At 64.5% G+C, this 17,313-nt stretch carries 15 protein-coding genes; 13 read left to right on the forward strand and 2 right to left on the reverse strand.

Features of this window, described 5'->3' with window-relative positions; all coding sequences use genetic code 11:
* Positions 1-102: 102 nt before the first annotated feature.
* On the reverse strand, positions 103-444 hold the full coding sequence (locus tag WIT60_RS00905) for a zinc ribbon domain-containing protein YjdM (protein WP_339582072.1): 342 nt from the start codon (positions 442-444) through the stop codon (positions 103-105).
* Between the two features lie 79 nt (positions 445-523).
* Between WIT60_RS00905 and WIT60_RS00910 the strand changes: the two genes are divergently transcribed.
* The 4 genes from WIT60_RS00910 to WIT60_RS00925 all read left to right on the forward strand — a co-directional run bounded on the left by WIT60_RS00910 (position 524) and on the right by WIT60_RS00925 (position 4,192).
* Entirely contained in the window at positions 524-1,795 is a 1,272-nt protein-coding gene (locus WIT60_RS00910; RefSeq protein ID WP_339582073.1) for a DEAD/DEAH box helicase, read from the forward strand.
* A gap of 151 nt (positions 1,796-1,946) precedes the next feature.
* Entirely contained in the window at positions 1,947-2,858 is a 912-nt protein-coding gene (locus WIT60_RS00915) for a DUF4394 domain-containing protein (RefSeq protein ID WP_339582074.1), read from the forward strand.
* A gap of 81 nt (positions 2,859-2,939) precedes the next feature.
* Positions 2,940-3,476 (forward strand): sigma-70 family RNA polymerase sigma factor, encoded by a 537-nt coding sequence (locus WIT60_RS00920; protein WP_339582075.1) that lies wholly within the window; start codon positions 2,940-2,942, stop codon positions 3,474-3,476.
* A complete protein-coding gene (locus WIT60_RS00925) occupies positions 3,473-4,192 on the forward strand; it encodes an anti-sigma factor (RefSeq protein WP_339582076.1) in 720 nt (239 codons plus the stop codon). Before WIT60_RS00920 ends, WIT60_RS00925 begins: the two co-directional genes overlap by 4 nt.
* Positions 4,193-4,215: 23 nt before the next feature.
* Here WIT60_RS00925 and WIT60_RS00930 read toward each other — a convergent pair whose 3' ends face one another.
* Positions 4,216-4,857, reverse strand: a complete 642-nt coding sequence (locus WIT60_RS00930; RefSeq protein ID WP_339582077.1) for a TetR/AcrR family transcriptional regulator — start codon at positions 4,855-4,857, stop codon at positions 4,216-4,218.
* Positions 4,858-5,137: 280 nt separating this feature from the next.
* On the opposite strand from WIT60_RS00930, the gene WIT60_RS00935 reads away from it, so the two are divergent.
* The 9 genes from WIT60_RS00935 to WIT60_RS00975 all read left to right on the forward strand — a co-directional run bounded on the left by WIT60_RS00935 (position 5,138) and on the right by WIT60_RS00975 (position 17,293).
* On the forward strand, positions 5,138-6,292 hold the full coding sequence (locus tag WIT60_RS00935) for an acyl-CoA dehydrogenase family protein (protein WP_320362816.1): 1,155 nt from the start codon (positions 5,138-5,140) through the stop codon (positions 6,290-6,292).
* A gap of 44 nt (positions 6,293-6,336) precedes the next feature.
* Positions 6,337-7,539: an acetyl-CoA C-acetyltransferase gene (locus tag WIT60_RS00940; protein WP_445207629.1), complete on the forward strand. Its 1,203-nt coding sequence runs from the start codon at positions 6,337-6,339 to the stop codon at positions 7,537-7,539.
* A gap of 17 nt (positions 7,540-7,556) precedes the next feature.
* Positions 7,557-9,716, forward strand: a complete 2,160-nt coding sequence (locus WIT60_RS00945; RefSeq protein ID WP_339582079.1) for a 3-hydroxyacyl-CoA dehydrogenase NAD-binding domain-containing protein — start codon at positions 7,557-7,559, stop codon at positions 9,714-9,716.
* Positions 9,713-10,786: a CaiB/BaiF CoA transferase family protein gene (locus WIT60_RS00950; RefSeq protein WP_339582080.1), complete on the forward strand. Its 1,074-nt coding sequence runs from the start codon at positions 9,713-9,715 to the stop codon at positions 10,784-10,786. The genes WIT60_RS00945 and WIT60_RS00950 overlap by 4 nt, the downstream gene beginning before the upstream one ends.
* Before the next feature lie 102 nt (positions 10,787-10,888).
* On the forward strand, positions 10,889-13,960 hold the full coding sequence (locus WIT60_RS00955; RefSeq protein ID WP_339582081.1) for a type VI secretion system Vgr family protein: 3,072 nt from the start codon (positions 10,889-10,891) through the stop codon (positions 13,958-13,960).
* Positions 13,947-14,903, forward strand: a complete 957-nt coding sequence (locus tag WIT60_RS00960) for a DUF4123 domain-containing protein (RefSeq protein ID WP_339582082.1) — start codon at positions 13,947-13,949, stop codon at positions 14,901-14,903. The genes WIT60_RS00955 and WIT60_RS00960 overlap by 14 nt, the downstream gene beginning before the upstream one ends.
* Positions 14,900-15,442, forward strand: coding sequence for a DUF3304 domain-containing protein (locus WIT60_RS00965; protein ID WP_339582083.1), 543 nt, complete (start codon positions 14,900-14,902; stop codon positions 15,440-15,442). The genes WIT60_RS00960 and WIT60_RS00965 overlap by 4 nt, the downstream gene beginning before the upstream one ends.
* Positions 15,439-15,945: a hypothetical protein gene (locus WIT60_RS00970; protein WP_339582084.1), complete on the forward strand. Its 507-nt coding sequence runs from the start codon at positions 15,439-15,441 to the stop codon at positions 15,943-15,945. Before WIT60_RS00965 ends, WIT60_RS00970 begins: the two co-directional genes overlap by 4 nt.
* Complete coding sequence (locus WIT60_RS00975) at positions 15,929-17,293, forward strand: Tle1 family T6SS lipase effector (protein ID WP_339582085.1); 1,365 nt, start codon at positions 15,929-15,931, stop codon at positions 17,291-17,293. Before WIT60_RS00970 ends, WIT60_RS00975 begins: the two co-directional genes overlap by 17 nt.
* The last annotated feature ends 20 nt before the right edge of the window (positions 17,294-17,313 follow it).

Genomic DNA, 17,313 nt, shown 5'->3' on the forward strand with positions numbered 1-17,313 from the left:
ACGCCCCGCGGTGTTCGGCAAGGCTTGCTGTCTATATCGGCACTTTGGGCGCCAACCCAAGCCCTAGATTGCAGGGGCCGCCAGCCAAGGCTCAGGCCGGCCTCAGGCCTTCTTCAGAAACTCGGACTTCAGCGACATGCTGCCGATGCCGTCGATCTTGCAGTCCACATCGTGGTCGCCACCCACCAGGCGGATGCTCTTGACCTTGGTGCCTTTCTTCAGCACCAGCGAGGAGCCCTTGACCTTGAGGTCCTTGATCAGGATGACGCTGTCGCCATCGGCCAGCGGGGTGCCGTGCGCGTCTTTGATGACCGCGTCGGCCTCGCCTTCCTCGGCCTGGGCGGCCACTGGCCATTCATGGGCGCAGTCCGGGCAGACGTAGTTGTCGCCATCCTGATAGGTGTTCTCCATGGCGCAAACGGGGCAAGCGGGGATGGTGGACATGGGATTTTCCTTCTCAGAACGGGACAAAACCCCGATTGTCGCAGGGACATGTAGGGAGGGGCGCCTTTACACTGCCGCCATGCCCTTTGCTTCCCTTGGTTTGACCTCTCCCCTGGCCCGCGTCGCCGCCGATCAGGGCTTCGTGCACCCCACGCCCATCCAGTCGGCCGCCATCCCGGCCATTTTGCAGGGGCGCGATGTGCTCGGTCTGGCGCAGACCGGTTCGGGCAAGACCGCCGCCTTCGTGCTGCCGCTCCTGCAGCAGGTGCTGGGTACGCGCCGCAGCACGCCGCGCCGCTTGCTGGTGCTGATCCTGGTGCCCACGCGCGAACTGGCCGATCAGGTGGGCGGCGTGACCCGTGAACTGGCCCAGGGCCTGGGCGCGCCCGTCAAGGTCGTCACCGCCTTTGGCGGCGTGTCCATCAACCCGCAGATGATGGCCTTGCGCGGTGGCGCCGACATCGTCGTGGCCACACCGGGGCGCCTGCTCGACCTGGTCCAGCACAACGCCGTGCGCCTCGACGACGTGGCCGCCCTGGTGCTCGACGAGGCCGACCGTCTGCTGGACCTGGGTTTTGCCGACGAGCTGGCCGAGATCCTGGCGATGCTGCCGGCGCGCCGCCAGAGCCTGTTCTTTTCGGCCACCTTTGCCGACGAGGTGCAGGCCCTGGCTTCGGCCTTGTTGCACGACCCGCTGCGCATCGAGGTGCCGGCCGAGCCCGAGACCCGTCCGGACATCACCCAGCGCGCCATCGAGGTCGATGCCCCCCAGCGCGCCCAGCTGCTCAAGCACCTGATCCAGACCAGTGACTGGGGCAGCACCTCACGCGTGCTGGTGTTTGCCGCCACCAAGTACGCCACCGAACTGGTCGCGCACAAGCTGCACCGGGCCGGCATTCACGCGGCCGCCTTCCATGGCGACCTGAGCCAGGGCGCCCGCCGCGCCGTGCTCGACGCCTTCAAGGCCAGCGAACTGCAGGTGGTCGTGGCCACCGACGTGGCCGCGCGCGGCATCGACATCGCCGGCCTGCCCGTGGTGGTCAACTTCGACCTGCCCCGCTCGCCCGACGACTACATCCACCGCATCGGCCGCACCGGCCGGGCGGGCGCCAGCGGCCTGGCCATCAGCTTCATCACGCCCGACGCCGAGTCGCATTTCCGTCTGATCGAAAAGCGCCAGGGTCAACGCGTGCCGCGCGAACGCCTGGCTGGATTCGAGCCGGCGGCACCGGCGCCGACTGATGGCAGCGTCGTGGACGGCCCCAAGGGACTCGACCCGAATGGTGGCGTCAAAGGCAAGCGCAAGAGCAAGAAGGACAAGCTCCGCGAGGCCGCCGCCCGAGGGGGCTGACAGGTCGGCCGAAGTTTTTTCAACTTTTTTCATCCGCACTGCATCTTTTTCCTGCATCCGTTCGTAGTCCCAGATGAGCGCCCGCATCGCCTCATATCGAGGCCGGGTCGCCATCCGGATCGCCCACGTTCATTCACGCAAGGAAAAAGTCATGCAACACCGTTTCTCCCTCTCGCTGGCCGCCACCCTCTTGGCCTTGTCCTTCGGCGCCCAGGCCGACATGCGCCGCGACACCCCGCCGCTGAGCTGTGCCAGCGGCACCGCCGGCACCCTGGCCGGCAAGAAAGGTTCTGCCGACGACAAGCTCGACGTCGTGGCCCTGACCGCCGACAGTCGTCTGGTTTGCTTCAATGAGCACAAGCCTTCCAAGGCCCGCCTCATCGGCATGGTCAATGGCCTGCAAGGTGACACCCGTCTGGTCGGCATCGACTTCCGCGTGCAAGACGGTCTGCTCTACGGCGTGGGCGATGCGGGCGGGGTCTACACCCTCAGCACCGTCAACGCGGCGGCCGCCCTGGTCAACCGCCTGAGCGTGCCCCTGTCCGGCACCACCTTTGGCGTAGACTTCAACCCCGCAGCCGACCGCCTGCGCATCGTCAGTGATGCCGGTCAGAACCTGCGCCACAACGTCAACGCCAACGGTGTGACCCTCGCCGACGGCACGCTGAACTACACCGCTGGCACCCCGGCCCAGGGCATCGTGGCCGCGGCTTACACCAACAACGACCTGAGCCCGGCCACGCCGCCCACTACCGGCACCACCCTGTTCGTGCTGGACGCCACCCAGGATCAGGTCGTGCTGCAGTCGCCGCCCAATGCCGGCTCGCTGATGGCCACCGGCAAGCTGACCGTGGACGCGTCCAGCACCACCGGCTTCGACATCTACAGCGTGCTGCGTGACGGCATCACCGTCTCCAACCGCGCACTGGCCACGATGCACGCGGCCGACGGCTCGGTGGCGCTCTACAGCGTGGACGTGCTGACCGGCAAGGCCCAGCCGCGCGGCAAGCTGGCCTCTGACCTGAGTGTGGTCGACATCGCCGTGCCCTTGAGCCAGCACTGAGCACGGGCGCCCTCAAGCGCACGTCATAATGTGGCGAGGCTGGGATTTCCGGTCTTGCCTGATCCCCCATGGACCCCGTCAATGAGCCTGGATTTTGACCATGACGCCGCCCTGGAGGCCTGTGCTCGCGGTGAGCAGTTCGCCTTGCAGGCGATCTACGAGCGTGAGTCGCGCTGGCTGCTGAGTGTGGCCATGCGCATCGTGCGCAACCGCGAGCTGGCGCACGATGTGCTGCAAGAGGCCTTCGTGCAAATCTGGCAGCGTGCCGGGACCTACCAGCGCTCGCTCGGATCGGGACGCGGCTGGATCTACACCATCGTGCGTCACCGGGCCCTGGACGAAGCCCGTCGCGCCGAGCGCGAAACACCCGTGGGCGATGAGCTGACGGCGCTCATCGACAGCACCGCCACGCACACGGACACCGCACCCGACCTGGACGATGCGGCCCTCCAGTACTGCCTGTCGCAACTGGACGATGACAAGCGCCAATGCGTGGTGGACGCCTATCTGGAAGGCTACACCCATGAACAGATTGCCCAGCGCCGCAACCGGCCTGTGGGCACCATCAAATCCTGGGTGCGCCGCGGTCTGCTGGCCCTCAAGGAGTGCCTGACATGAACTTGCAAGACGCACTGGAACGCACCGCCTCGGCGGGCGAGTACGTGCTCGGCACCCTGACCCCGAGCGAGCGCGACACCTTTGAAGCCCAGCTGCGCATCGACCGCGAGCTGCAGGCCGAGGTGTACGCCTGGCAGGATCGGTTCCTGAACTTTCACGCCCACACGGCGCCCATGATGGTGCGTCCCGACCTGTGGTCGCGCATCGCCCGTCGCCTGGGAACAGGGCGTCCGCCGGTGGTGATGGCGCCGGCAGCGAACGATCCGTTCTGGCGCCGCACCCGCTTTTGGCAAGTCGTCAGCGGCCTGGCCGTGGCGGCCAGCGTGGTGATGGGCACAGTGCTGGTCACCATCCGTCAGCCCGACAGCATAGTGGTCAGCGCCCGTTACCTGGCCGTGCTGCAGGCGCCCGATCGCACCACAACCTGGGTGGTGGAGGCGGCCGCGGGCGGCGACGTGCGCCTCATCCCCGTGGGCGCGATGCCCGTGGTGCCGGCCGGCAAGGCGATGGAATTCTGGACCAAGCCCGAAGGCGCTGCCGGTCCCACCTCGCTGGGCCTCGTTCAGGCGGGGCAAACCTATGTGATCCCGGCCTCTCGCTTGCCTGCGTTGGGACAGCGACAGCTGTTCGAGCTCACGATGGAGCCGGCCAACGGCTCGCCCATCGGCCGTCCGACCGGTCCCATCCTCGCGGTAGGCAAGGCGGTGGCGCTGTGAGTGTCGCGTCGTCTGGTGCGCGTTCAGTCGTCCGACATCGCCCGCCAGACGATGTGAAACAGCGCGTCGAACTGGTCCACCAGCGGACGTTGCTCACCACGCACCACATGCATCAGGATGACCCGTCCGATGATGCCCATGAACACGTCCAGCAGTACCTTGGAGGACACGGTGTTGTTGAGCACCCCGCGCGCCTGCCCGTCTTTCAGCACGCCGCGAAACGCTCCCATCAGCTCCGGGCTTTCATAAATGCCGATCTGGTTGTGGCGTGACACCGGCACCGCCGTGAACAGCAGCAGGATCACGGCCGGGTGCTTGTCCATGTAGTCCAGCGTCACCCAGCAGGTCTTGCGCAGGCGCTCGCGCACGTTGTCGATGCCCTGCAGGTGGTCGAGCATGCGCTCGGCCAGGCGGCCTAGCATCACGTCGAGCATCGCGTACACCAGCACCTCCTTGCTGCCGAAGTACTTGTAGATCGTCTGCAGGGACACATGGGCCGTGCGCGCCACGTCGATCAGGCTGACCTCATGGAAGTCGCGCTGGGAGAACAGGCTCAACACCGCCTTTTCGATGCGCTGCAGCGTGTCGGTGCGCATGGTGGCGAGCATGGCGCGGCGCTCCTCGTGGGTGCGCGGCGGCGGGGCGCTGGGGGTGCTGGCGGGCATGGGAATCCGGCTTTCCAAGTTGGTAATTCATCTTACCAAATGAACGATCGTTCGCCGAATCAGGCCCAATCCTCTTGCCTTGCGACGCGGCCTTGATCAACATGGATCATCTGCCGCAGACGCGATGCACAAAGGCATTCCATGCGACAGGACGACAAAATCTGTCGTCCAGGATGTCTGTTCTACGGGTTTCCACCAACGGTAATTCAAATTACCGTCAAGGGTCTGAAGGGAAGGCGTCGCGTCAAGCGGTCCACGCAGCTTTTCCTGAGGAGACCTCATGCCCATTCAGAACTTCGAATCCACCTGGATGACCGACGAGCACAAGATGCTGCTGGAGTCGGCCACACGCTTCTTCAAAGAACAGTGGGGTCCGAAGGACGAAGCCTGGCGTGCCCAGGGCATGATGGACCGCGAAGCCTGGCGCGAAGCCGGTGCCAACGGTTTCCTGTGCGCCTCCATGCCCGAAGAGTACGGTGGTGCCGGTGGCGACTTCGGCCACGAAGCTGCCCTGATCCTGGCCCAGGCCGCGGCTGGTCAGGCCGGCTTTGGCGGCTCGCTGCACTCGGGCATCGTCGCCCCCTACATCCTGCATTACGGCACCGAAGAGCAGAAAAAGCGCTGGCTGCCCAAGATGGCCACCGGCGAGCTGATCGGCGCCATCGCCATGACCGAGCCCGGCACCGGCTCCGACCTGCAGGGCGTGCGCACCTCCGCCGTGCTGGAGGGCGACACCTACAAGATCAACGGCAGCAAGACCTTCATCACCAACGGCCAGCTCGCCAACCTCATCGTCGTCGTCTGCAAGACCGACAAGACCAAGGGCGCGCAAGGCATCTCGCTGCTGGTGGTCGAGACCGACGAGGTCACCGGCTTCCGCCGCGGCCGCAACCTCGACAAGATCGGCATGGACGCGCAGGACACCTCCGAGCTGTTCTTCGATGACGTGGTCGTGCCCAAGGAGAACCTGCTGGGTCTGCAAGAAGGCATGGGCTTCTTCCAGCTGATGCAGGAGCTGCCGCAAGAGCGCCTGATCGTCGCCGTGGGCGGCGTGGGCGCGATGGAGCTGGCCATGCAGGAAACCCTGGCCTACACCAAGGACCGTCAGGCCTTCGGCAAGCCCATCTTCAACTTCCAGAACACCCGCTTCACGCTGGCCGAATGCCAGGCCCTCCTGATGGCCTCGCGCGCCATGGTGGACGCGGCCATGGTGTCTCACCTCAAGGGGGAGCTGGGCGTCGAGCGTGCCGCGCTGCTCAAGTACTGGATCACCGACCAGCAGTGCAAGCTGATCGACGAATGCTTGCAGCTGTTTGGCGGCTACGGCTACATGAAGGAATACGTGATCGCTCGCCTGTACGCCGACGCCCGCGTGCAGCGCATCTATGGCGGTACCAACGAAATCATGAAGGAGCTCGCGAGCCGTTTCTTGTGATCTGACGCTCGCGCCATCCCGCCATCTTTGAGGAACCATTCATGATCGAAGCCTACATCTACGACACCGTGCGCACGCCGCGCGGCAAGGGCAAGAAAGACGGCAGCCTGCACCAGGCCACGCCGGTGTGGCTGCTGCGCACGCTGCTGCAGGCGCTGCAACAACGCCATCACCTCGACACCTCGCTGGTCGATGACGTGGTGATGGGTTGCGTCACGCCGGTAGGCGAGCAGGGCGCTGACATCGCCCGCACTGCCGTGCTCGACGCCGGCTGGGCCGAGTCGGTCGCTGGCGTCACGCTGTCGCGCTTCTGTGCCTCGGGCCTGGAAGCCGTCAACCTGGCTGCGGCCAAGATCATGTCCGGCATGGAAGACATGGTGGTCGCCGGTGGCGTCGAGTCCATGAGCCGCTGGCCCATGGGCAGCGACGGCGGCGCCTGGGCCATGGACCCGCGCGTCAACACCGGTCTGGGCTTTATCCCGCAAGGCGTCAGCGCTGACCTCATCGCCACGCTCGAAGGCTTCAGCCGGGCGGATCTGGATGCCTTCGCCGCCGAGTCACACCGCCGCGCCGCGGCTGCGCAAGCCGATGGCCGCTTCGACCGCTCGGTCGTGCCCGTCACCGACCTCAATGGCATGACGATGCTGGCCAAGGATGAAACCATCCGCGTCGGCACCTCGGTGGAGTCGCTCTCCAAGCTGAATCCCTCCTTCGAGATGATGGGCACCATGGGCTTCGACGCGACCGCGCTCGACCGCTACACCACCATCGAAAAAATCCACCACGTGCACCACGCCGGCAACTCCTCGGGCATCGTCGATGGTGCCGCCCTGGTGCTGTTGGGCAGCAAGGAAGCGGGTCTCAAGGCCGGCCTCAAGCCGCGTGCCAAGGTGCGCATGTGTGCGGTCATCGGCTCCGAACCCACCATCATGCTGACCGGCCCCACGCCCGCCTGCCTGAAGGCGCTCGGCAAGGCCCGCATGCAGGCCAGCGACATCGACCTGTGGGAAATCAACGAGGCCTTTGCCACCGTGCCGATGAAGACCGCGCGTGACCTGGGTGTCTCGCTCGATCGCGTCAACGTCAACGGCGGCGCCATCGCCATGGGCCACCCGCTCGGCGCCACGGGCGCCATCATCCTCGGCACCGCCTTGGACGAGCTGGAGCGCACCGGCAAGTCCACCGCGCTGGCCTCGCTGTGCATCGGTGCCGGCATGGGCATCGCCACCATCATCGAACGCGTCTGATTCGGAGGCAACCCAACATGACCACATCCGTCAACGCGCAAGCCTTCACCCTGGACATCGACGCCGACGGCATCGGCCTGGTCACCATCGACATGCCCGGCCGGGCCATGAACGTGCTGAACCCGACGCTGACCGCGCCCTTCGCCGAACTCGTCCAGCGCCTGGAAACCGACGCCGCCCTCAAGGGTCTCGTCATCACCTCGGGCAAGTCCACCTTCATCGTCGGCGCCGACATCGACCAGCTCACGCAGATCACCTCGGCCGACGAGGCCTACGCGCTGTGCGAAAGCCTCAAGGGCATGCTGCGCCGCATGGAAAAGTGCGGCAAGCCCGTGGTCGCCGCGCTCAACGGCACCGCGCTGGGCGGTGGCCTGGAGCTGGCACTGGCCTGCCACGCTCGTATCGCCCTCAACGACCCCAAGCTCAAGCTCGGCCTGCCTGAAGTCAAGCTGGGCCTGCTGCCCGGTGGCGGCGGCACCCAGCGCGTGCCGCGCCTCATCGGCATCCAGAAGAGCCTGGAGCTCATCACCCAAGGCAAGGAGCTGACTGCAGCCAAGGCCAAGGACATGGGCCTGGTCACCGACCTGACCAGCTCACGCGATGAGCTCATTGCCAAGGCCAAAGCCTGGTGCCTGGCCAACCCCAAGGCCGCCGCGCCGTGGGACACCAAGGGCTTCCGCATCCCCGGTGGCGACAGCAAGAGCCCGGCCGTGGTGCAGGTGCTGGCCATTGCCCCGTCTATGGCCAACGCCAAGGCACACGGCAACTACCCGGCGCTCACCCACATCATGAGCTGCCTGTTCGAGGGCTGCCTGCTCGACTTCGATGCCGCCTCGCAGGTCGAGTCGCGCTACTTCGCCGCCTGCGTCGTCTCGCAGGTTTCGAAGAACATGATCGGCACGCTGTGGCACCAGCTCAACGCCATCAAGAAAGGCCAGTCGCGTCCCAAAGGCATCGCCGAGACCCAGGTGAAGAAGGTCGGCATCCTGGGCGCCGGCATGATGGGCGCGGGCATCGCCTACGTCTCGGCCAAGGCCGGCATCGACGTCGTGCTGCTCGACACCACGCAAGAGAACGCCGACAAGGGCAAAGCCTACTCGCAAAGCATCCTGGACAAGGCCATCTCGCGCGGCCGCAGCACCACCGAGAAGCGCGATGCGCTGCTGGCCCGCATCCAGACCACGACCTCGTACGAGGACCTCAAGGGCTGCGACCTGGTCATCGAAGCGGTGTTCGAAGACCGCGACATCAAGGCCGCCTGCACACAGAAGACCGAAGCCGTCATCGCCGCGGACGCCGTGTTCGCGTCCAACACCTCCACGCTGCCCATCACCGGCCTGGCCAAGGCCAGTGTGCGCCCGGCCAACTTCATCGGCCTGCACTTCTTCTCGCCGGTTGACAAGATGCCGCTGGTCGAGATCATCGTCGGCGCCCAAACCTCGGACGAGACCCTGGCGCGCGGCTTCGACTACGTGCTGCAGATCGGCAAGACACCCATCGTCGTCAACGACAAGCGCGGCTTCTACACCTCGCGCGTGTTCGCCACCTATGTGATGGAAGGCCTGGCCATGGTGGCCGAAGGTGTGCACCCGCGTTCCGTCGAGGTCGCAGGCCTGAAGGCCGGCATGCCCATGCCGCCGCTGGCCCTGCAAGACGAGGTCTCGCTGAGCCTGTCACTGCACATCTCGGCCCAGACCCGCAAGGACCTGGCCGCCGAAGGCATCGCCTACCCGGCGCATCCTGGCGAGGCTGTGCTGCAGGAGGTGTGTGGCGTGCGTGGCCGCGTCGGCAAGAAGAGCGGCCAGGGCCTGTACGACTACCAGGGCAAGGAGAAGACCCTGTGGCCCGGTCTGCTGGAGATCTACCCGCCCAAGGCCGAACAGCCCAGCCAGCAGGAGATCATCGACCGCCTGATGTTCATCCAGGCCAACGAAGCCGCGCGCTGCTATGAAGAGAAGGTCGTGCGTTCGGTGTCTGACACCAACATCGGCTCCATCTTCGGTTGGGGCTTTGCACCCCACCAGGGTGGTGCACTGCAGTTCATCAACGCGATGGGCGCGCAGGCCTTTGTTGCCCGTTCGCGTGAACTGGCACAGCGCCATGGCGCCCGCTTCGAGCCCGCTGCCATCGTGGTGAAGATGGCGCAAGAAGGTGGCCGCTTCGAGGACGTGGCGTGACGAATGCCCGCACCGATGCGCCCGGCCTTCCCGTGGGCACCGGCTTGAACGGGCTGCTGAGCGGCTTGCGCGTGATCGACCTCACGCGCAACCTGCCCGGCCCGTTCAGCACCCGCATGCTGGCCGACCTGGGCGCCGACATCCTCAAGGTCGAGCCGCCGGAGGGGGACCCGGCCCGCGCCTTGGGTTCGCTGTTCGACAGCCTGAACCACGGCAAGACCTGTCGGCGCATCGACTTTCGACAGGCTGACGATCTGGCGCAGTTGCGCGACTGGCTGGCCACCTCTGATGTCATGGTCGACAGCTTCCGCCCCGGGGTCCTGACGGCCATGGGCCTGGATGCTGCGACCTTGCACGCCCGCAACCCGCGTCTGGTCATGGTGTCCATCACCGGCTACGGCCAGACCGGCCCGTGGGCCAACAAGGCCGGCCACGACCTCAACTTCATGGCCCTGTCGGGCGCCCTCGATCAGATGCGTGCGCCCGATGGCAGCCTGGCGCAGTCCAATGTGCAGTGGGGCGATCTGGCCGGCGGCAGCGCCATGGCCACCATCGCCATCCTGTCGGCCGTGTTCTCTGCCCAGCGGACGGGCGAGGGTCACCACATCGACGTCAGCATGACGCACGGCCTGCACGCGCACCTGGTCATGCCCCGTTCCACGGCCGCCCTGCTGGCCCCCATGCTGGGACACCGTCCCGGCGCCGGGGAAGACATGCTCAACGGCGGACTGCCCTGCTACAGCCTGTACCGCACGGCCGACGATCGCCACCTGGCCGTGGGGGCGCTGGAACACAAGTTCTGGCGAGCCGCCTGCGAGGTGTTTGGCCGCCCCGACTGGATCGACCGTCACTGGCAGCGCGGTGCTTTCCCCGGCACACCGGATGCGCAGGCCTTGCGTGACGAGGTGGCAGCGCTGGTGGCCTCCCAGTCCCTGGCCGTCTGGGCCGAACGTTTCGCAGACGCCGATGCCTGCGTGACGCCTGTGCTGACCCTGGCCGAAGCCGAGGCCCACCCCTTGTTCGCTGGCGATGCCAGCGTCCAGCCCTGGCACATGGTGCCCAGCGCCTGAGGCCGCGTTACCGGCCGTTGCACATTCACCCCATCAGGGGGGCGTCCCCGCGCAGCCCCCCCTCCTAGACTCCCTGGCAAACGAATTTCACCCAGGGACACCATGATTCTGTCGGGCCGACCCGGTCAACTGACCGGCATGCCGGAGCTGCCGCCATTGCCATCTTCCGCTGCGCCGCTGTGGCAGGCGCTGGTGGCGGCTTGGCACACCGACACCCGTCTCTATCACCTGGCCTCGGCCAGCCGCGAGCGTCCGCTGCCCACCGACCTGATGGTCGAGAGCTTCATCCTGCACGATGCGGTCTCCGAGCCCTTCGTGCTCTACCTCAACACGCTGGTGCTCGACGCCCATGTCGAGCTGAAACAGCTCTACGCCCGTCCCGTCACCCTGCTGACCACCCTGGCCGATGGCAGCCAGGCGCGCCGCAGTGGCTACGTCACCGAGGCCTGGTCTCTGCAAAGTGACGGCGGCCTGGCCCGCAAGGCCTTGTTGCTGCGCCCCTGGATCGCCTTGCTCGGCCACAGCCTGCAAAGCCGCGTCTGGCAGGACAAGAGCGTGATCGAGATCGTCGAAGACGTGTTCGCCGACCACGCCAGCATTGCCGCCTGGGATTGGGACGAAGACGTGCCCACCTACGTGGCCCAGGGCCTGTTTGCCCGCAATGGCGGCCAGCGCAGCTACTGCGTGCAGTACCGCGAGACCGACCTCGCCTTCGTCCAGCGCCTGCTGGCCGAGGAGGGCATTGGCTGGCGGGTGGAGGAAGACGAGGCGGCCCCCGGGGGGCATCGTGTCGTCTTCTTCGTGGACAGCAGTCGCCAGCCGCAAGACCCCACCAGCCAGAGCAGTCTGGGCGGGCGCGGCATCCGCTTCCACGGCAGCAGCAGCCAGGAGGCCCAAGACAGCATCCAGGCATTGGCCGCACTGCGCGAGTTGGGCCCCACCGCGACGGTGGTGCAAGGCTGGGACTACAAGGCCCACGCTGCCATCAGCGCCGAGGTGCCCACCGCGCACCAATGGGGCGGCACCGAAGCCAGCAGCCTGCAAACCTGGCTGAGCAGCTATGACCCCAGCGGCGACTTCATCTGGGGCAGCAGCGCCGAAGCCCAGTTCGCCGCCACCCGCCTGCAGGAGGCGCTGGAGGCGCGCTACAAGCGCTGGCTGGGCCGTGGCACGGTGCGCACCCTGCGGGCCGGCACCTGGGCGGCCGTCACCCATTCCACCCTCGACCCGCTGGCCCAGTTCGGCCAAGCCGAGGGCGACAAGGACTTCTTCTTCACCCGCGTGCACGCGCTGGGCATCAACAACCTGCCCAAAGACCTCAGCGAAGCGATTGCGCGCAGCCTGGGCGAGGCGGCGTTGCCCGCTGCACTGGGCATGGAGGAGGGCGCCGAGCAGGCCATCGACCCCGATGCCACCACCGACACGGCGGCCGACACCCAAGCCCTGCGCGAACGCGCCGAGCGCACCGGCTACGCCTGCCAGTTCCAGGCCCTGCGCCGCAAGGTGCCCTGGCGCCCGGTGCTGCTGGACGGCACCGGCGCACGCCCCCGTCCGCGCCCCACCGCCTTGGGGCCGCAAACCGCCATCGTCGTCGGCCCGCAGGGGCAGATCAGCGCCCAAGGCGCCGACGAGCTCCACACCGATGCGCTGGGCCGCATCAAGGTCAAGTTCCACTGGCAGGCCAATCCCTTTGCACTGCAGCGTGCCAACAGCGACCACAGCTGCTGGGTGCGCGTCGTGCAGCGTGCCGCCACGGCCGGCGGCGGCCACCAGTTCATCCCCCGCATCGGGCAGGAGGTGTTGGTCGGCTTTCTGGGCAACGACATCGACCGCCCGGTGGTCATTGCCAGCCTCTACAACGGCCGAGGCGACTCCGGCATCGCGCCCACGCCCGGTAGCGCCGCGGGTGCGCCGGACACGGCGGCCCTGGCCGAGTCCACCGACCATCGCCCCAGCAGCCAGATGAACCGCGTCAACAGCGGCAGCGGCGGCCACAGCCCGGCCTGGCACGGTGCGGCCCCTGGTGCCCCCAGCGAGGGCAACGAAGGTCAGGCGAACGCCGCGGCGCTCAGCGGCGTCAAGAGCAAGGAATTTGGTGGCAGCGGCCACAACCAACTGGTGCTCGACGACACCCCTGGCCAACTGCGCACCCAACTGCACAGCACCCACAACCAGACCTGGCTGCAAATGGGCCACCTGCTGCACCAGGCCGACAACCACCGCGGCAGCTTCCGCGGCCTGGGCTTTGAGCTGCGCACCGACGGCTGGGGTGGCTTGCGCGCCGCGCGCGGCATCATGCTCAGCACCTTCAGCCTGCGTGATGGCCAAGGGCAGACGCCTGAGCCCGCCGGTGACAACGCCCCCGGCATGGCCCTGGCCAAGCAAGCCCAACAACTGAGCCAGACCTTCCATCAGGCGGCGACCACCCACCAGACTGTGGGGCTGGCGACCGCGGCTGGCAGCCAGCAAGCCGGCCAGAGCGCGCTTGATGATCAAGCCGCACCCGCTGCCGCCTTGACCAAGAGCCTGAGCGGCATGGTCAGCAGCACCAGCCTGCCCAACGCGCAAGCCGATGCGGCTGACAAGCTCACCCAAGGCGGCGCCGACAAAGTGCCCCACATGGCCGACCCCGACATCGCCCTGATTGGCAAAGCCGGTATCGGCCTCACGGCAGGGCAGGATCTGCACCTGAGCAGCCAGGACACCATCCAGATCGCCAGTGGACAAGACACGCATTGGGCCGTAGGTGGACAGGCTCGCGTGCAGGTCGGGCAGGCCATTGGCGTGCTGGCTGGGGCCATCCAGCCTGGCAGCGAAGCAGCAGGCAAAGGCCTGACGATGATCGCCGCGCAAGGCCCCATCGACCTGCAGGCGCAAGCCGGTGCCGCTCAGGTGGCAGCCAAGCAGACGCTGGAGTTGAAGACGGCCAGTGGCGTGGTCAACCTTGCCGCAGCCAAGAAGGTCGTGCTGGCGGTGTCAGGTGGCGCGAGCATCACCATTGCAGGTGGGCAGTTCACGGCCCAGTGTCCGGGGAAGATCACGGTCAAGGCCAGCAAGAAGGCGATGGTGGGACCGGGGACGATTGGGTGGCCCATGCCCCCACTTCCGCGTCAGTTCTGCCTGGCATGCATGCTTGCAGCCATGAAAGCTGGCTCTCCATTTGCAACGGTTTGAAGAGCAGATGCAATTCGCTTGTTCTCCTGTTTCGAGCGCACTGTGCGAGCGCATGGTGACGGTGTGTGCCGAGGAGGCCGAACCATGGCTGGCACTGCTGGACATGAGTATGCTCAATGAAAAATTACTTGATCGTCTCGTGCTGCGGCACTCGGTACAAGTTCATTGGGTACTCAAGGGGCGCGCGTTCGATAGCTTTGGTCAGCACGGGCCTGTTCTGCTGAGTGCGATGCCGGACAACTCGGACTTCTTGCGCCAGTTGGTATCAATGTGCCAACTCAAGCCCGCCTTTTCGTTGCTATCGCCGCGGTCCGATATGGCGAGTCTTGTAACCGTATTGCAGTGGCTTGCCTGGGTTGAAACAGATGATGACGATGTGCCCTTGTACTGCCGATTTGCTGATACTCGGGTCACGTCTTCGCTGCTAGCTGTGCTGAAACCACATCAGCGTGAGCAGTTGGCTTCTGTGATCAATTGGTGGGGGTGGCCGGATCGGTTAGGGCAGGGGTGGACCTGCGAGAAATTCGATCGGAACAACGGTCAGATCAGCACACCAGATCGACTGTTGGAATTCGATGCGCAGCAGTTTTCGCAAATGCTCACGATGGCCGAACCAGATATGGTCTATCAGATGTTGCTGGAGAAAATGCCAGACATCTTGCCTCAGCAAGAGGGAGGCCTCATTCACCAGAGGCTTGTCAGCATGCTCGCGGCTGCACACGCACACGGCCTTGACGACTTACCTGATCTGTTTCAGTTTGTGGTGTTGGGCCTGAGCACGTATGACGACTTCCATGCCAGCCCAGTGTTGGCACAAGGCTGGCGTGAGCATCGCAAGCCGAACCAACGCTTCACTGAATGGGTGAATGAGTGGCCAGACGAACTCTGGGCAGCTATCGAGTCCGAGTCCCAGGCAGCGTTTTACGGGGAAGCGAACACATGAAACGACGACAAATGAGTCGGATGTGGATCATTGGTGTGGCGGTGCTGCTCTCAGCTTGCGGCAAGGAGCTACCGAAGAACGAAGCCAGTGCAAGCACGATCTCAGGATTCAACTACAGCAGCGAAGGCATTCAGGAGTACTACGTCAACGGTGCCTGGGGGGGGGGCATCAGCATTGGCGGTGGTTATGGCACGGTGTGCTGTGTGAACCTGCCTGAGCGGTGGTCACCTGACCTCAAGGTGACGATTGGATGGCGGCGTAGCGATTGCGGACAAAGAGGGCCTGAGAACACGCGTTGCCCGCCACTGCCTTTGGATTTCCAGATGGGGCAAAAACCTCCTGAATGGAAATACAGGACGCTCAAGAAAGAGGTCTTGATTGAGCCCTTCGACAACGGAGACACAGTGCAGGTGTTCTTTCTGCCTGACGACGAAGTTAAGGTATATGTGACCTCGTTTGATCCTGAGCACAAGGATCATCCTGCCAAGTTAGGGCGTCCTCACCCCTTGGATAATCCAAACTGGAGAGAACTGAAATGAGCACGGTACTCAAGCCGGGCGCGGCGCAGCCCGCGTCATCACGGCTTTCGGCCAGAGAGCAACTGTCACGGGCTCAGGCAGTTAGTCAAGGTGCTTGCACTTTGCCGGCTTGCGTGGCGGACGTGCATGTGGGCATGTTTTTTGATGGTACCAACAATAACAAAAAACGCGACCAAGAAGACGTGCAGGACCCTAACGCACGCAGTCACTCCAATGTAGTGGTTTTATTTGACGCCTACAACGACCAGCGTCCCAAGCATTATCGTTACTACGTTCCAGGTGTAGGTACGCCTTTTCCCGACATCGGAGAGATGGGTGAGAGCAGGGAAGGCAAGTCGATGGCCAGAGGAGGTGAGGCTCGTATTCACTGGGCCATGATTCAGGTGTTGAATGCAGCTCACAGAGCATTGAGTGGTCAACCATTGGTTGACAAAGCAAGACTGGCAAGTTTGGTCAACGGCCCCAGTTTCCTTGGGGGGGGGCAACTTGGTTTCGACCAGTGATGCTCGTAGACGTGGTGTATTCAGCACTCTAATCTCAGAACTTGCGGCAAAACTACGTGATAACAAGCCGCGGCTTCAGACTTTGTACCTGACGGTGTTCGGCTTTTCCCGTGGCGCGGCTGAAGCTCGAGTTTTTTGTCATTGGTTGGACCGTCTCTGGAAGACAGTGGTTGAGGCAGATGACAGGCTTTATGGATGCATCCCGCGTCTGCGTATCCAGTTTGTGGGGCTATTCGACACAGTGGCATCTGTGGGGTTGGCGAACTCTGCTCCAGTACCTAATGACGGTGGCTTTATGGGCTGGGCTGACGGCACGCTGGAACTCCCTGCGAGGGTAGATCGATGTGTGCACTACGTCGCAATGCATGAAATTCGCAAGTCGTTCCCACTGTCGACCACTCGAAAGAGTTTATGCGCCGTGCGCGAGGTGATGTACCCTGGCGCCCACTCCGATGTGGGTGGTGGCTACGCACCAGGAGATCAGGGCAAGGCGCGTAGCAGGGCAGACCTTTTGTCACAGGTGCCTCTCTTGCATATGTTTCGTGAGGCGCGTGCGGCAGGGGTGCCGTTGGCTGATGCCAAGGAACTGGATTCAATTGGACGTGCCGAAACAATCAACGATTTGGCGCTCTCGCAAGAGCTTGCGCAGCGATTCGACGAATACCTTCAGTACGGCCCCAAAGGCGGAGAGATCAATAAAACGGTGTTGGAGCACTTGCGCTGGTACTGGCGTTGGCGCTTGCACGTGGGCTCTCACCTGAATCGATTGACCAGCTATCAGGCGGCTAGTGAACAGGATCGCGAGGACTTGCATGCCAGCGAGCAGGATTTCCTGCGCGATGTTGCGCAGGCACAGAGGGATCGTGATGCACAGGCACATCGACGGAAGAATCCAATATCGACTGCTCTGCAAGATGCCTCTATGGCGAGTGCCGGCGCACGAGTCGAGGTTCCTGTGCTTACGCAGGCTGAAAGCATCGTGTTGGCTGAGAAGGCAACCCCTCAACCAGTCCCAGCATTGATTGCGGAGTTATTCGATCAGCATATTCATGACTCTCACGCCTCCTTCTATCTGCTGGGCCCGACGTCGGCTCTTGAGCGAAAGCAGTTGATAGCTGATGTGGCGGCTAAGCAGCGACGTGGAGAAGCCTTGAACGCATATGAGCGTAAAGTGGCAGAGCTTCAGAAGCGCAGCCCGGGGCAACTCCCAAAGATCTCAGACTCTGACGTGCCAGATCTCATGAGCATGGAGGATGTTCTGACAAGAACTACTCTGCGCATGATGACGGCCACTCGCCGTGAGAGTGAGGGGCATGTTAGGGCAAGAGTGATTTTTGACAGAAGTTGAATTCCTTTTCTGTACGAGTA

This window comes from Aquabacterium sp. G14 (assembly GCF_037482285.1).
Lineage (GTDB): Bacteria > Pseudomonadota > Gammaproteobacteria > Burkholderiales > Burkholderiaceae_C > Aquabacterium.